This is a genomic window from Nonomuraea purpurea (assembly GCF_042650645.1).
GTDB lineage: Bacteria > Actinomycetota > Actinomycetes > Streptosporangiales > Streptosporangiaceae > Nonomuraea > Nonomuraea purpurea.
On sequence record NZ_JBHSBI010000012.1, the window covers coordinates 141,888 to 156,607 of the forward strand.

Below are 14,720 nucleotides of genomic sequence, written 5' to 3' on the forward strand. Positions count from 1 at the left end.
TGCTCCTTCACGATGGTGTCGATGTCGTTCAAGCCGGTTCGTGCGGGCGCTTCTCCCGTAATGCGGCGACCTCGCGCGGGGCCAGCGTCACGTGGTCCGTCACGGTCGTCCCGGTGAGCAGGTCCTGCGCCGGGTGCGGGACGGGCACGGTCGCCGTGCCGTCGCCGTGGTTGAGCAGGAACAGCACCTCGCCCCGGCGTACCGCCTCCAGTCCCGGAGGCAGGACGCCCGATGGGAGCGCTCCCGCTAGGCCCGCGTCTCGCAGCACCCGTTCGGTCAGCTCCCCGAGCGCCTCCGTCTCCGGCAGGGTGGCCACGTACCAGGCGACGCCGTTCCCGAAACGGTGGCGCAGCACGGCGGGCCGTCCGGCCAGGTCGCCCTCGGCGAACTCGGCCACCGGCTCGGCCCCCTCGGCGGCCAGCGACTCGGTCCAGGTGTGCGCCTCGAACGCGCCGCCCCCGGCCCAGCGGCAGGGGACCGGCCCGTCCTGGGCGGGCAGCCACTCCTCGCCTGATGCGCCGAGCACCTCGCGCAGCGGCGCGGGGAACCGTCCGGTACGCACGTGCGCCCGAGGGTCCACCACCCCCGAGAACGGCCCCACGACCAGCACCCCGCCGGCCCGCGCGTACGCGGTCAGGGCCGCGGCGTCCTCGTCGCTGATGAGGAACAGGTTCGGCGCCACCACCAGCGCGTAGGCCCCCAGCTCCGCCGAGGGCGGCACGACGTCCACGCTCACCCCCCGCTCCCACAGCGGCAGGTAGTACCGCAGGAGCTGCTCGTCGGCGTTCAGCCGGTCGCTGGGCCGGCCGGGCTCCTCCAGCGCCCACCAGCTCTCCCAGTCGAACACCATCGCCACCCGCGCCGGCACCGGCTCGCCCGCCACGCGGGCCAGCCTGCGCAACTCCCGCCCGTGGGCGCGGACGGCGGCGTGCAGGCGCGTGCCGGGGCCCGCGTGCGGGAGCATCGCGGAGTGGAAGCGCTCGGCGCCGAACGCCGAGGCCCGCCACTGGAAGTAACACAGCCCGTCCGCGCCCCTGGCCAGCGCCTGCAGGGACTCCAGCCGGAACTGGCCGGGCGGCTTGGGCAGGTTGTGCGGCCGCCAGTTGACGGCGCTGGTCGTCTGCTCCATCAGCAGCCACGGCCGCCCCTGGCCCAGGCCGCGCATCAGGTCGTGGGTCAGGGCCGTCCTGGCGGGGGAGAGCGGGTCGCCGGGGTCGGGGTAGCAGTCGTTGGAGACGATGTCCTGCTCGCCGGCCCACCTGGCGTAGTCGACCGGTTTGAAGAAGCCCATGAAGTTCGTGGTGACGGGGCGGTCGGGGGTGTGCTCGCGCAGGATGTCGCGTTCGGCGCGGAAATGGTCTAGCAGGGCGTCGGAGCAGAACCGCCGCCAGTCGAGACGCTGCGACGGGTTGATCAGGTACGGGGCGTGGCGCGGCGGGATGATCTCGGCCCAATCGCTGTATCGCTGGCTCCAGAACGTGGTGCCCCAGGCTTCGTTGAGCGTGTCCAGGTCGCCGTAGCGCCCCCTCAACCAGGTGCGGAACGCGGCCGCCGAGTCGTCGCAGTGGCACACCTGGCCGTACTCGTTGCCCACGTGCCACAGCGCCGGCGCCGGGTGGGCGGCGTACCGTTCGGCCAGGTCGGTCACGATCGACAGGGCCCGCTTGCGGTAGATCGGCGAGTTCGGGCAGAACTGGTTGCGGGAGCCGTACCAGAGGCGGTGGCCCCGCTCGTCCACCTGGAGCGTGCTCGGCCAGCGGTGTCCCAGCCACGGCGGCGGCGAGGCCGTCGGGGTGGCCAGGTCCACGGCGATGCCGGCCCCGTGCATGAGGTCAAGCACCCGGTCCAGCCAGGCGAAGTCGCGCACGCCGGGCTCCGGCTCGATCCGCGCCCAGCTGAAGACGCCGACCGTGACCAGGTTGACGCCTGCCGCGCGCATCAGCTCGACGTCCTCGGCCCACACGTGCTCCGGCCACTGCTCGGGGTTGTAGTCGCCGCCGAACAGCAGACCACGGCCGTCGGTGAGCGCACGCATCCCAAGCCGCCCCATCATCCCCACTCCGCCTCGCCACCGTCCGTCCGCCCGGGGTCGCCTGCCTGCTCGGAACCGCCCGTCCAGGCTTGTCGAAGCGTTTCGAACAACCTAGGGTCCGTTTTGCGGAGATGTCAATGACGTCGAATCGGGCGCCCAAAACCGCGTTTCCGGAGATCACGCGGCGGCGGGCGCTGCCTCCCATCGACGCCGAACGACGCGGCAACGAACAATCCTCGATCACATTCGCTCAGATATGATCGTATCCCGGCTATCTCCATGGCGAGCTTTCTCGTGCAGCGGATCGATCGATCAGTAAATGCTCATGTACGATCAGGTCATCTCAGGGGAAGGGCGTCCGGATGCCGCACGACTACGACGACCTGCGGCTCTCGCCGTACACCGGCTGGACGAGGGCGCACTGGGCGGCGATCGCCGACCGCATCCTGCTCGCGGCCCGCCGTCACGGCTCGCCCGGACACGCGCGCGTCTCCTTCCCTGGCCGTCCCGGCGGCTACGGTCCTGACGTCGACGGGCTGGAGGGCTTCGCGCGCACCCTGCTCGCGGCCGGGTTCAGGGTGGCGGGGGAGGGCGGGGCCGACCCGCTGGGCTTGATGGAGTGGTACGCCGAGGGCCTGGCCACCGGCACCGACCCCCACTCTCCCGAACGCTGGGTACGTCTGGACGAGCACGGCCAGGCCAAGGTCGAGGCCGCCTCGATCGCCCTGGTACTCCACCTGACCAGGCCGTGGTTGTGGGACCGGCTCAAGCCCGTCGTACAAGAGCAGATCATCGACTACCTCGCGCCCGCGATCGGCTCCGGCTACCCGCCCATCAACTGGGTCTGGTTCCAGATCGTCGTCGAACAGTTCCTCGCCTCCGTCGGCGGCCCGTTCTCACGCGAGGACATCGCGGCCGGGCTCGCCCTGTCGGACGGCTTCGTCCGCGAGGACGGCTGGTACGCCGACGGCGCGGAACGCGCCTACGATCACTACACCGGCTGGGCGCTGCACTTCTATCCGCTGCTCTGGACCGAGATGGCCGAGGGAGAGCCCGAGGCCGAGGCCAGGCGGCCGGTGTACCTGGAGCGGCTTCGGCGCTACCTGCACGACGCCGTCCACCTGGTGGGCGCCGACGGCTCGCCGCTCGTCCAGGGCCGCAGCCTGACATACCGGTTCGCCGCGGCGGCGCAGTTCTGGGCCGGCGCCCGCGCGGGCCTCACGACCCCCGCACCCGGGCTCCTGCGCCGGGCCGCGTCCGGCATCCTGCGCCACTTCACCGAGCACGGCGCGCCGGACGAGGACGGCCTGCTCACCCTGGGCTGGCACGGCCCTTGGCGGCCGATCGCCCAGTCCTATTCGGGGCCGGGTTCCCCGTACTGGGCGGCCAAGGGCCTGTTCGGCCTGGCCCTGCCCGCCGACCACCCGGTGTGGACGGCCGTCGAAGAACCCCTCCCGGTCGAGACCGCCGACTACAACCTCGTCGTCCGCGCGCCCGGCTGGCTCGTCAGCGGCACCCGCGACGACGGCGTCGTCCGGGTGACCAACCACGGCACCGACCACTCCCTGCCCGGCTCGAACCTGACCGACTCGCCCCTCTACGCCCGCCTCGGCTACTCGACCGCCACCTCACCCGTGCTCGCCGGAGAACACGCCGGCCATCCGCTGGACCAGTCGGTGGTGCTGCTCGACGAGCAGGGCGTGCCCAGCCACCGCACGGGCTTCGAGACGCTCCTGCTCGACCGCCTCGACACGGGGACGGTCGCCGGGGCGTCACGCTGGCGGGCCCACTGGGTCGAGCCGGACCCCGACGTGCCCGATCACGGAAACGGACGCGCCGGCGAGGTACGGCTCGGGCCGTGGGTGCACGTGGCCAGCCTGGTACGCGGCCCGTGGGAGGTCCGCCTCGTCCGGGTCGGCGACGCGACGGGACGCCTCCGCATCGGCGGCTGGCCACTGCCCGCCACCACCCCGGAGCTCCAGCAGGGGATCCACTCCTGGGTACGCGGCGGCGAAGGGCTGGACGCGCACGGCGTGACCCCAGCCGAGAACGCCACCCCGCTCGCCCCATGGACGCTCGTCCCCTGGTGTGCGACGACCCCGGCGGCGCAGCCGGGCCGCTGGTACGAGGCGGCCGTTTACCTGGCCGGCCACCCTCACGAGGGCCGCCCCCCAACGATCACCTGGCACACCCCCGAGATAACCGAACCCGCCACGACGGAAACCGAACCCGCCGCGACGGGGACCGAGCCGCCGTACCCCGCGACCGCCCGGCCGTTCGCCCGGGTGACCTGGCCGGATGGCGCCGCCGACATCATCGACGTCCGCCCCCTGCTCACCCCGTCAGGACGATGACGACCCCCGGACGATGAGCTGCGGCCCGACCACCACCCGATGCGCCGGCCGCTTCGGATCGTGGAGCCGCGCCGTCAGCAGGTCGAACGCCGCCCGCCCGATCGCCGCCTTGGGCGGCCGGATGGCCGTGAGCGGCGGGTCGCACAGCTCGGCCACCTCATCGTCGTAGGTGACCACGGCCAGGTCGCCGGGGATCCTGATGCCCCGATCCTGGCACCGTTCGACCAGCGAGATCGCCTCGGGGTCGGAGTGCACGAGCAGCGCGGTGGCGCCGGAGGCCGCGCAGGCGTCGAGCACCTCGTCGAGCGCCCGCGCCCACCCGGGGTCGCGCCGGTCGACGGTGCGCACGTCGGGCACGTCGTCGGTGGCCAGCCCCAGTTCCTCGCAGGCCAGCCGCCATCCGGCGCGTACGTGCGGCGCCGTCGGGCTGGTCAGCGTGGTGATCACCCCGATGCGGCGATGCCCCAGCTCGGCCAGGTGCCGCACGGCCATCGCCGCCCCCAGCGTGTGATCGCTGACCACGGACTCCATGGCCTCGCGGTACGGCCCCACCACGGCCGCCCGTTCGATGAGGACTACGGGGACCCCGGCCGCCTGCAGCCACCGCACCAGCGCCTCGCCCTCGGAGTTGCCGGTCGTCGGCGCGACCAGCAGCCCGTCGACGCCCACCGTCTCGACCAGCGAGGCGAGCTGCCGCTGCTCGTCGGCCACCTGGTAGGTGGCCCCGCGCAGCACCACCCGCACCCCGGCCTCCCCGGCGGCCTCGCGCACCCCGCGGATGACGTCGGGCCAGTAGTAGTCGAGCGAGGGCACCACCATGCCCACGGTCATCGGCCCGGCCGCCTCGCCCTCGGTGGTGACGGCGGGCGCCCGCGACGGCTCCTCGGCCAGCGCCGCCCCGCCGCGCACCCGCCGGACGACGCCCTCCTCGGCCAGCAGCGTGATGTCGCGCCTGATGGTGATCGCCGACACCGCCAGCTCCGAGGCCAGGTCGTGCACGCGCACGATCCCCCGCCGCCGCAGCAGCTCCATCAGCCGCGCGCGGCGCTCGGCCGGCAACTGGCCCTGCGCCTCGGAGACCGTCATGCGCACACCTCCACCTTCGATACCCGATCTCCATCGTACCGATCGAACCTGATCGAAGATGAATAGACAGTGGGGCCAAACGATCGATGGTCAGGGGGCGTCAGTCTCATCGCAACACGGTGAGTTGTTCCATGTCGTGGCACGCCTATGCGCCGACGTCGTCGGCCAGGCGCTGGAGATAGCCAGCGAACTGCCGCCGGTCGTGCTCGGCCCAGGAAGCGGTCAGCTCCTCGAAGGCCTGGCGCTGCCACCGCCTGGCCCCCGCAAGCAGCTCCTGCCCGCTCTCGGTGAGCCGCAGGGAGGCGCGGCGCCGGTCGTGTTCGGAGGTGGCGCGGGCGAGGTAGCCCGCTTCGACCGTGTCTCTCACCATGCGGCTGGCGCCCGAATGGTCGAGCCCGAGCTGGTGCGCCACGGTGCCCACGGTGATCGCCTCGTGCGCCCCGGCGCCGGCCGGGTACGCGTTCGTGGCCACGGCCTCGACGACCAGGATGTGCTGCATGTGGCGCGGCTCGCCGGTGAGCTCCTCCGACGCCCGTCCGGCCCACCTGCGTGACCAGAAGCGCACCAGGCGGAACAGCGCGGGCCCTCCGTCGTCCCGCCGCTCTTTCATGCCCTCACCCTACGGCAATTTGCATGCGATACGCACATATGATTGTGTGCGAATCGCACGCATCTTCGTTGTAAGGGATCTCCATGGCCATCCTCATGAACCACCTGATCGTCCCTGCCGCCGACCGGAACGAGGCGGCCGCGTTCTTCGCCGACCTGCTGGGCCTGCGAGCCGGCCCGCCCTCCGGGCCGTTCGCGCCGGTCGGCGTCAACGACGACCTCACCCTCGACTTCGACGACCGCCACCAGCCCCAGCCCGGCCACTACGCGTTCCTGGTCGACGACGACACCTTCGACGCGGTCATGGAGCGGCTCAGACGGGATCCGGCGATCGACTACGGCTCCGGTCCCATGAACGGCTGGGACCGCGACATCAACCACCTCGGCGGCGGTCGCGGCGTGTACGTGCGCGACCCCAACGGGCACAGCTACGAGCTGTTCACCGCCGTGCCGCAGTGATCGCCGCTGTGTGGCCAAGCGGAGACCGCTCAGCCGGTCACGCGGTACCAGAGGTTCGTGGCGTGCGGCACGTGGCTCACGCTGACGCGCTCCAGCCTGACGCCCGCGCCGTCCGGCCGGTCGAAGAGCCGGACCCCGTCCCCGAGCATCACCGGCACCACGATCGTGAGCACCTCGTCGAGCAGCCCCGCCTCCAGGCACTGCCGGGCGACGTCCGCCCCGAGCACGTTGACGTACTTCCCGCCCGCCGCGTCCTTGGCGGCGGCGACGGCGGTGGCCAGGTCGCCGACGAAGGTGATGCCGGGCGGTGAATCGGCCGGGATGTGGTGGGTGAGGATGAACTGCGGCCCGCTCCACCCGCCGCCGAACGCCTTCCCCTCCTTCTCGGTGTCCTTGTGCGGGTCATCGCCGCGAAAGGTCCGGTTGCCCACCAGCAGCGCCCCAATGTCGCCGATGAGCTCGTCGACCAGGGGGTTGGGGCCGAGATGCTCCGTCAGCCACGACATGTCGCCGCCCGGCCCGGCGATGAAGCCGTCCACCGACATGCTCACCGAATACAGCAGTTTGCTCATCATCCGCCTCCATGTGAGTAGGGCTCAGAGATATGGACCGCGGATCACGCCCCAACTCATCGCCGTTCGCCGGGCGGCGCGGTCGAGCGGCGCTGGATCAGCTCGATCGGCCCCGCCATCACCTCTGCGACGGTGTCGTCCGGCTTCAGGCTGCCCAGCAGCGTCACCCCGCGGCGGCCGAGCTCGGCCAGCGGCATGCGCACGGTCGTCAGCGCCGGATACAGGTAGCTCGCCAGGGGCAGATCGTGCACGGCGACGATGGACATGTCGCGGGGGATCTCCAGCCCGGCCGAGCGCACGCCCTCCATCGCGCCGATGGCCGAGGCCACGTTCGCGACGAACACCGCCGTCGGCCGCTCTGACCCGGCCAGCAGCCGGCCCATGGCCGCCGCCCCGCCCGCGGGCGTGTAGTCGGCCGCCGTGATCGGGCCCTCCGGCAGGCCCGCGGCACGCATCGCCGCCGAGTACCCCGCCGACCTGCGGGTGGCCGTGTCGGCGCTCGACGGGCCCGCCAGGTGGGCGATGCGGCGGTGACCGAGGCGCACCAGGTGCTCCACGGCGAGCGCGGCGGCCCGCTGGTCGTCGAGGATGACGTACCGTTTGACGCCCCTGCTGCGGTTGTTGAGCATGAGCCACGGGATGGCCGCCCGGTCGAGCTGCTCGATCAGCCCCGGCTCGTCGCCCGTCCCCGCCAGCAGCAGTCCGTCGATGCGGCCCTGGCCGATGCGGTCCATGTACTCGCCGAGCCCGGTGCCCGACCCCATGCCCGTGCCCGAGGCGCTGCCGGTGACCAGCACGTACCCCTGCGCCGCGGCCTCCGCCTCCGCGCCCTTGATGATCTCGGCGTAGACGGGGTTGGCGAAGTCGGGGATGAACAGCCCGAACATGTGCGCGCGGGAGGTGCGCAGGCTCCGCGCGGCGACGTTGGGCCGGTAGCCGAGCTCGTCGATGGCCGCCAGCACCCGCTCGCGCGTCTGCGGCCGGATGTTGAGCGTGGGGTCCTTGTTGATGACGCGCGAGACGACGGCCCTGTCGACCCTCGCCATGGCGGCGACGTCGGCGAGGGTGACCCGTTGAGGCTTCATGCCGGCGATCCGGGCTGCCGGCTCTCGCCGGTGTCCATCGAGCGGTAGAGCGCGTCGAGCAGGCGCAGGGTGCCGAGGTTGTCGGCGCCGGACGTCTCGGGCTCGCCGCCCTCGGCGATCGCCCGCAGCAGCGAGCCCATCGGCCCGGCCACCGCGTCGGGCAGCCACCGCCCGGTCACCGGGTACGGCAGCCAGCCGTCGGTCGGCAGCACCCGGCTGTTGACCTCAAGGGTGTCGGGGCGGCCGTGCGGATAGTCGTACAGCAGGCCGAGCGTGCCCTTGATGGCCCCTCGCGTGCCGTCGATGCGGAAGGACGCCTCCTGGTCGCCGGCGCGGTTCTCGTGGGTGGCGTGCACCAGCGCGCGCAGCTCGCCCGGGTAGACGAGCGTGCTCATCGTCCTGGTCTCGCCCTTGGCGAGCTGGCCGGGGGTGCGGCTGCCGGTGCAGAAGACGATCTCCGGGTCGCCGAGGATCGAGCGGATGGCATCCAGGTAGTGGATGGAGTGGTAGACGATCTCCAGGCGTTCTGTGGCGACGAGCCAGTCCCAGGCGCTCCAGTCGGTCAGGATGTTGACGGTGAACGTCATCGCCGTCGGCTCGCCGATCCACCCGGCGCGCACCATGGCGCGGGCGGCGGCGATGCCCTCGTCGAAGCGGAGCTGCTGGTTGACCGCGACCTTGAGCCCGCTGCCCGCGGCCAGGTCGACGATCCCGCGCGCGGTGGCCACGTCGGGCGCGAACGGCTTCTGGCACAGCAGGTGCTTGCCCGCCGACAGGGCCGCGCGGGCGATGGCGGGCTGCGCCGAGGGCGCGACGGCGATGTCCACGACCGCGACCCGCTCGTCGGCCAGCAGTTCCTCCAGCGTCGCGTACGTCCTGGGCACCCCGTGCCGCCCGGCCACCTGCGCGGCCCGCCCGGCGTCGAGGTCGTACAGGCCGGTCACCTCCAAGCCCGCCCGCCGGTAGGCCGGCAGGTGGGCCACGTCCACGATGGCCCCGGCCCCGACGACCGCGATCGGCAGCCGGTGCCCGGCCGGGATGGACAGGTCCACCGCGGCCGCGATGGGCGCGAACACGTCGATCACGCCGGATCCTCCCCGATGCCGTAGAAACGGGTCGCGGTGCCGCCGAGCACGTCAGCCCGGTCGGCGGCGGACAGGCCCGACAACAGCGCCCCGGTCTCCCGCCACACCTTCGCATAGTCTCCGGCCAGCAGCGCCACCGGCCAGTCGCTGCCGAACATCAGCCGCCCGGGCCCGAAGACCTCCAGCGCGTGCTCGACGTAGGGCCGCAGGTCCTCGGCCGTCCACGTTTCCGCGTCGGCCGCCGTGTTCAGGCCCGACACCTTCGCGTGCACCCCAGGGACCTCGGCCGCACGGGCCAGCAGCGACGCCCACGGCTCCCAGCCCTTCTCCTTGATCGGCGGCTTGGCCAGGTGGTCGATGACCATCCGCAGCCCAGGCACCCGCTCGGCCAGCACCGGGACGTGCTCCAGGTGCCGAGGCAGCACCGCCACCACGTCGAACGGCAGCCCGGCCGCCGCGAGCAGCTTCAGGCCCTCGATCACCGGCTCGCGCAGCACCCAGTCGGGGTCGGGCTCGTCGTGGATGAGGTGCCGCACCCCCGCGAACCTGGGGTGGCGACGGTAACGTTCCAGCGCCCCGGCCGCCTCGCCGGGCCGCTCCAGCGGCACCCAGCCGACCACCGCGCCGATGACGTCATGGGCGTCGGCCTGCGCGAGCATGGCGTCGGTGTCGGCGTAGGAGTCCATCGCCTGCACCAGGACCGTGCGGCCGACCCCCGCCGCCGCGAGCTGGGGGAGCAGCTCCTCCGGCTCGAAGGTGCGGAAGATCGGCCCGTGTTCCGGCGTCAGCCACGGGTACGAGCCCGTCTCCACATTCCAGAAGTGCTGGTGGGCGTCGACGACGGTCATCCAGCCTCCTCACTGATCAATCGTTTGAGCGTGCACAAGGTAGAGCTACCCGGCGAGCCTGTCAAAAGGCGGTTGAACCAGCTCCAGGGTGATCTCGTCCGGGTCGAGGAAGTAGCAGGCGTAGCCGCCCCTGTTGACGCCCGCCGTGATCGCCTCCGGCGGGTTGACGAAACGCACCCCGGCCGCCGACAGCCTGGCGTGCTCGGCGCGGGCGTCCTCGACGGTGAGCGCCAGGTGGGCCGCGCCCGGCAGGTGGCGGGCCGGGTCGCGGGGGACGCCCTTCGGGCGTACGTACTCGACCAGCTCCAGATCGTGCGTCGAGACGCCGCGCGGCTGTCCGGGCACGGCGAGCTGGGCGACGCGCAGGACGGCGTCCGGGTAGCCCACCAGCCTGCGGGTGTAGTCGTTGTCCTGAACCTGCCGGTGCACCAGCGCGAACCCGAGCAGGTCGCGGTAGAAGGCCACGGACCTGTCGAGGTCGGCGACCGTGAAGGAGAAGTGCCAGACGCCCTTCATGGCTTTCCCGACAAATGTCTGACTTCTTCGGTGATCCGGGCGGCGTCCGGCACCAGGGCCTGCGCCAGCACCGGCGCGGCCGGTATCCGCACGTCCGGCGCGCCGATCCTGATCGGCGGCGCGAGCAGCGGCACCCCCGCCCCCGCGACGCGGGCGACGACCTCCGCGCCGAAGCCGCCCGTGACGTTCGCCTCGTGGACGACCGCGAGCCTGCGGGTGCGCTCCACGCTCGCCACGACGGCCTCGGTGTCGAACGGGTTGAGCCACGGCGTCTCCACCACCTCGGCCTCGATCCCGTGACCCGCCAGCGCCCGCGCCGCCTCCAGCACCCGGTGCGTCATCGCGCCCCAGGTCACCACCGTCACGTCGGAGCCCGCGCGGCGGGTGCGCGCCCCGCCCATCGGCTGGACCGGGCCGTCCACCGCGACCGGCTCCTTGGCGCCGAAGTACAGCGTGCGGTTCTCGACCACCAGCACGGGATCGTCGCAGTGCACGGCCGTCACCAGCAGGTCGTAGGCGTCCTGCGGCGTGCTCGGCATGCACACCCGCAGCCCCGGCACGTGCAGGAACAGCGCCTCCAGGCACTGCGAGTGCTGCGCGCACGCGCCCGGCGCGTTGCCCTGCTGGGTGCGGATCGTCAGCGGCGCGCGCAGCCGCCCGCCTGACACGTAACGCACGTTGGCCGCCTGGTTGACGATCTGGTCCAGCGCCACCAGCGAGAAGTCGGCCCACATGATCTCGACGATCGGGCGGCGGCCCATCATCGCCGCGCCCACCGCGCTGCCCAGGATGGCCGACTCGCTGATCGGGGTGTCGAACGCGCGCTCGCCGAACCGTTTGCGCAGCCCCCTGGTCACGCCGAACACGCCGCCGGGCACGCCGACGTCCTCGCCGTAGACGAGGGTCTGCGGCAACTCGTCCATCAGCCGGTGCAGGGCCGCGTTGACGGCCTCGCCGTAGGACAGCTCACGCATACAGGTGCTCCCTCGCGGTCGCGGGGTCGGCGAACGGCGCCTCCAGCGCCGCCGCGGCGGCCGATTCCATCTCCTGGCGCGCCTCGCGCTCCACCGCGTCGACGTCGGCGGCGGACACCCCGTCGGCGAGCAGGCCCGCGCGCAGCCGGGCGATCGGCTCGCGGCGCCTGATCCGCTCCATCTCACCGGGCTGCCGGTAGTCCTCGGCGTCGCCGATGTAGTGGCCGACCAGCCGCTCGGTCATGCACTCCAGCAGCGTCGGGCCGCCGCCCTCGCGGGCGACCTCCAGGGCGTCGCGCACGTGGAAACGCACCGCCTCGGCGTCGTTGCCGTCGATCCGGTGACCGGGCATCCCGTACGCCGCCGCGCGGTCGGCCAGGCGCGGGCCGCGTACCATGTCGGCGATCGGCGTCAGCTCCGAGTAGCGGTTGTTCTCGCAGACGAACACCACCGGCAGGCTGAAGGCGGCGGCGAAGTTCATCGCCTCGTGCACCGCGCCCTGGTTCATCGCGCCGTCGCCGAACACCGACACCGCCGCCCGGTTCGAGCCGTCGAAGCGCCCGGCCAGCGCCGCCCCGCACGCGATCGGCGCGCCCGCGCCCACGATGGAGTTCTCGCCGTGGAAGCCGTACTCGGCGGCCGTGAAGTAGGCCGAGCCGCCCCTGCCCCCGTTGACGCCGCTCGCCCGGCCCATCAGCTCGGCGAACAGCGGCTGCACCGGCACGCCCCGCGCCAGCGCCCAGCCGTGCCCCCGGTAGGTCGCGAACAGCGCGTCGTGCGGCTCCAGTTCGCCGCACGCGCCGACCGGGATGGCCTCCTGCCCGACGCACAGGTGCACAGAGCCCACGATCGGCCCCTCGGCCCGCAGGTCGCGCACCTTTTCTTCAAAGGCGCGGATGCGCCACATGGCCAGCAGGTCCGCCAGTCGTCTCTCACTCATCGCTCATTCCTCCAGGCGTCCAGAGCCGCGGCGCAGATCGCCTCGGCGTCGCCGATGTAGGACTCGGGCGGGATGGGCAGCGCGCCCAGGCCGGCCAGGTCCTCGGGCCCTGCCACGTCGCGCAGCGCGTCGGCCAGCGCCCTGCCGTGCGCGCGGGCCTCGTGCGCGGCCTTGTAGACCAGGTCGTGCGCGCGCTCCCGGCCGAGCGCGGGCGCCAGGCGCATCATGTACGCCTCCGCCATGATCAGGCCGCCCTCCGCGCCCAGGTTGGCCCGCATGGCCTCCGGATAGACCCGCAGCCCGGCGGCGACGTCGGCGGCCGTGGCCAGCGCGCCCGCGGCCAGCTCGGCCAGCAGCGGCACCACATACCACTCGACCTGCCACTCGCCGGCCGCCCGCTCGTGCCCGGCCTCCATCGCGCGGAACAGGCCGGAGCTGAGCGCGCCCGCCGTGCCCGACATGCCGATGACGGCCTCGCAGCCGATCGGGTTGGCCTTCTGCGGCATCGTCGAGGACGCGCCCCGGTGATGGCCGCCCGCCTCGCGCACCTCGCCCACCTCGGTCCGCGACAGGTCCACGACCTCGCGGGCGAAGCGCGCCGCCGTCGCCGCCAGCGACGCGCACCTCACCCCGAACTCGGCCACGCCGTCCCTGGCCACGTGCCACGGAACCGCGGTCGTGCGCAGGCCCAGCAGGCTCGCCACGCCCGCGCGCACCTCGGCGGAGCGCTCGCCCATCGCCGCCGACGTGCCGCCCGCGCCGAACAGCGACACCACGCGCACCCGCCGGGCGGCGTCCGCGACCCGCTCACGCTGGCGCGTCACCTCGGCCAGCAGCACCGCCGTCTTGGCCCCGAACGTCGTCGGCACCGCCTGCTGGGCGTGCGTGCGGGCGGCGACGACGGTGCCGGCGTGCGCGGACACCAGCCGGGCCAGCGCGTCGCCGAACGCGCCGAGCAGCGCCGCCAGCCGGTCGAGGGCCTGGCCCATCTGCAGGGCCAGGCCGGTGTCCATGATGTCCTGCGTGGTCGCGCCGTAGTGCACGCGGCCGTTGGGGCCGTCGGGCAGCGCGTCGGCGATCATCCGCACCAGCGGGAGGATGGGGTAGCCGACGTTCACCGCCTCCTCCCACAGGCGCTCGACGTCGACGGAGGCCGGCACGCACGCCGCGGCGATGGCCCGCGCGTCGGACTCGGAGATCAGGCCCGCCCCGGCCTGCGCGCGGGCCAGCGCGGCCTCGGTGCGCAGCCAGGCCAGCACGGTCGCGTCGGCGGAGAAGATCTCGGCCATGGCCGTGTCGCCGAACAGTTCCGGCAGCAGTTTGAACGTCTGGCGCAAGGTCAGTTCATCTCCAGTCCGCCGTCGACGTTCAGAGCCTGGCCGGTGACGAACGAGGCCAGGTCGCTGGCCAGGAACAGCACCGCCGAGGCGACCTCCTCGGGCCGCCCCGGCCGCCGCAGCGGCGCGCGCTCGCCGACCTCCTTCAGGTACGCGGCGCCCGCGCCTGGGCCGAAGCGGCGGTCGCGGTCGGCGATGATGTCGTCCCACATGGCCGTGAGGAAGACGCCGGGGCAGACCGCGTTCACCCGGACGGGCGCCAGCGCCTCGGCGGCCGACTTCGTCAGCGACAGCAGCGCCGTCTTGCCGGCCGAGTAGTGGGCGGCGTTGGGGCGGCCCGAGCGGGCGGCGACCGAGGCGATGGTCACGATCGAGCCGCCGCCCCGCGCCGCCATCCGCCGCCCGACGGCCTGGGTGAGCCAGAACGTGGCGTTGAGGTTGACGTCCACGATCCGCAGCCACTCGGCGGGCTCGATGTCGAGCAGGGGGGTGGTGCGCATGATCCCGGCGCAGTTGACCAGGACGTCGATCCGGTCGAGCCCGTCGGCCAGCGCCGCCGCCTGGGCCGGGTCGGTGAGGTCGGCCGCCCGCGCGCTCGCGCCCAGCCCGGCCGCCGCCTCGGCGAGCCGAGGGCCCTCCAGGTCGGAGAGCACGACGTCCGCTCCGGCCGCGACCAGCGCCTGGGCGCAGGCGAATCCGAGACCTCCCGCACCGCCCGTGACGAGCGCCGTGCGGCCCGTCAGGTCGATCGTGACAGCCATCCCCGATGGTCTCCCTCTGTTCGGTCAATCGATTGACTTGACGATAACAGCGGCATCACAAA

General features: G+C 73.1%; 14 protein-coding genes. 2 read left to right on the forward strand and 12 right to left on the reverse strand.

Annotation, left to right across the window (positions count from 1 at the left end; translation table 11 throughout):
• Nucleotides 1-28: 28 nt before the first annotated feature.
• Nucleotides 29-2,035, reverse strand: coding sequence for a beta-galactosidase (locus ACFOY2_RS24260; protein WP_379530368.1), 2,007 nt, complete (start codon nucleotides 2,033-2,035; stop codon nucleotides 29-31).
• Between the two features lie 359 nt (nucleotides 2,036-2,394).
• Here ACFOY2_RS24260 and ACFOY2_RS24265 point away from each other — a divergent pair, with 359 nt between their 5' ends.
• Nucleotides 2,395-4,386: a DUF2264 domain-containing protein gene (locus ACFOY2_RS24265; RefSeq protein WP_379530369.1), complete on the forward strand. Its 1,992-nt coding sequence runs from the start codon at nucleotides 2,395-2,397 to the stop codon at nucleotides 4,384-4,386.
• Here the strand turns inward: ACFOY2_RS24265 and ACFOY2_RS24270 are convergent.
• Together ACFOY2_RS24270 and ACFOY2_RS24275 are read right to left on the reverse strand one after the other, a co-directional pair.
• Nucleotides 4,375-5,472 (reverse strand): substrate-binding domain-containing protein, encoded by a 1,098-nt coding sequence (locus tag ACFOY2_RS24270; protein WP_379530370.1) that lies wholly within the window; start codon nucleotides 5,470-5,472, stop codon nucleotides 4,375-4,377. The genes ACFOY2_RS24265 and ACFOY2_RS24270 overlap by 12 nt on opposite strands.
• Before the next feature lie 145 nt (nucleotides 5,473-5,617).
• On the reverse strand, nucleotides 5,618-6,082 hold the full coding sequence (locus ACFOY2_RS24275; RefSeq protein ID WP_379530371.1) for a MarR family winged helix-turn-helix transcriptional regulator: 465 nt from the start codon (nucleotides 6,080-6,082) through the stop codon (nucleotides 5,618-5,620).
• A gap of 83 nt (nucleotides 6,083-6,165) precedes the next feature.
• Here ACFOY2_RS24275 and ACFOY2_RS24280 point away from each other — a divergent pair, with 83 nt between their 5' ends.
• Nucleotides 6,166-6,540 carry a VOC family protein gene (locus ACFOY2_RS24280; RefSeq protein ID WP_379530372.1) on the forward strand — a complete coding sequence of 125 codons (375 nt, stop codon included), beginning with the start codon at nucleotides 6,166-6,168 and terminating at the stop codon, nucleotides 6,538-6,540.
• Between the two features lie 29 nt (nucleotides 6,541-6,569).
• Here ACFOY2_RS24280 and ACFOY2_RS24285 read toward each other — a convergent pair whose 3' ends face one another.
• The 9 genes from ACFOY2_RS24285 to ACFOY2_RS24325 are packed head-to-tail and all read right to left on the reverse strand — an operon-like array spanning nucleotide 6,570 to nucleotide 14,658.
• Nucleotides 6,570-7,115 (reverse strand): dihydrofolate reductase family protein, encoded by a 546-nt coding sequence (locus tag ACFOY2_RS24285; RefSeq protein WP_379530373.1) that lies wholly within the window; start codon nucleotides 7,113-7,115, stop codon nucleotides 6,570-6,572.
• 53 nt (nucleotides 7,116-7,168) lie between these two features.
• Nucleotides 7,169-8,197: a LacI family DNA-binding transcriptional regulator gene (locus ACFOY2_RS24290; protein WP_379530374.1), complete on the reverse strand. Its 1,029-nt coding sequence runs from the start codon at nucleotides 8,195-8,197 to the stop codon at nucleotides 7,169-7,171.
• The gene (locus ACFOY2_RS24295; RefSeq protein WP_379530375.1) at nucleotides 8,194-9,282 is read right to left on the reverse strand and encodes a Gfo/Idh/MocA family protein; all 1,089 of its coding nucleotides are present in this window, start codon (nucleotides 9,280-9,282) and stop codon (nucleotides 8,194-8,196) included. The genes ACFOY2_RS24290 and ACFOY2_RS24295 overlap by 4 nt, the downstream gene beginning before the upstream one ends.
• On the reverse strand, nucleotides 9,279-10,130 hold the full coding sequence (locus ACFOY2_RS24300) for an amidohydrolase family protein (protein ID WP_379530376.1): 852 nt from the start codon (nucleotides 10,128-10,130) through the stop codon (nucleotides 9,279-9,281). The genes ACFOY2_RS24295 and ACFOY2_RS24300 overlap by 4 nt, the downstream gene beginning before the upstream one ends.
• A 45-nt stretch (nucleotides 10,131-10,175) precedes the next feature.
• On the reverse strand, nucleotides 10,176-10,646 hold the full coding sequence (locus ACFOY2_RS24305; RefSeq protein WP_379530377.1) for a VOC family protein: 471 nt from the start codon (nucleotides 10,644-10,646) through the stop codon (nucleotides 10,176-10,178).
• Entirely contained in the window at nucleotides 10,643-11,620 is a 978-nt protein-coding gene (locus ACFOY2_RS24310) for an alpha-ketoacid dehydrogenase subunit beta (protein WP_379530378.1), read from the reverse strand. Before ACFOY2_RS24310 ends, ACFOY2_RS24305 begins: the two co-directional genes overlap by 4 nt.
• Complete coding sequence (locus tag ACFOY2_RS24315; protein ID WP_379530379.1) at nucleotides 11,613-12,560, reverse strand: thiamine pyrophosphate-dependent dehydrogenase E1 component subunit alpha; 948 nt, start codon at nucleotides 12,558-12,560, stop codon at nucleotides 11,613-11,615. Before ACFOY2_RS24315 ends, ACFOY2_RS24310 begins: the two co-directional genes overlap by 8 nt.
• Nucleotides 12,557-13,897 carry a class-II fumarase/aspartase family protein gene (locus ACFOY2_RS24320; RefSeq protein ID WP_379530380.1) on the reverse strand — a complete coding sequence of 447 codons (1,341 nt, stop codon included), beginning with the start codon at nucleotides 13,895-13,897 and terminating at the stop codon, nucleotides 12,557-12,559. Before ACFOY2_RS24320 ends, ACFOY2_RS24315 begins: the two co-directional genes overlap by 4 nt.
• A gap of 2 nt (nucleotides 13,898-13,899) precedes the next feature.
• On the reverse strand, nucleotides 13,900-14,658 hold the full coding sequence (locus ACFOY2_RS24325; protein WP_379530381.1) for an SDR family NAD(P)-dependent oxidoreductase: 759 nt from the start codon (nucleotides 14,656-14,658) through the stop codon (nucleotides 13,900-13,902).
• Nucleotides 14,659-14,720: the final 62 nt, after the last annotated feature.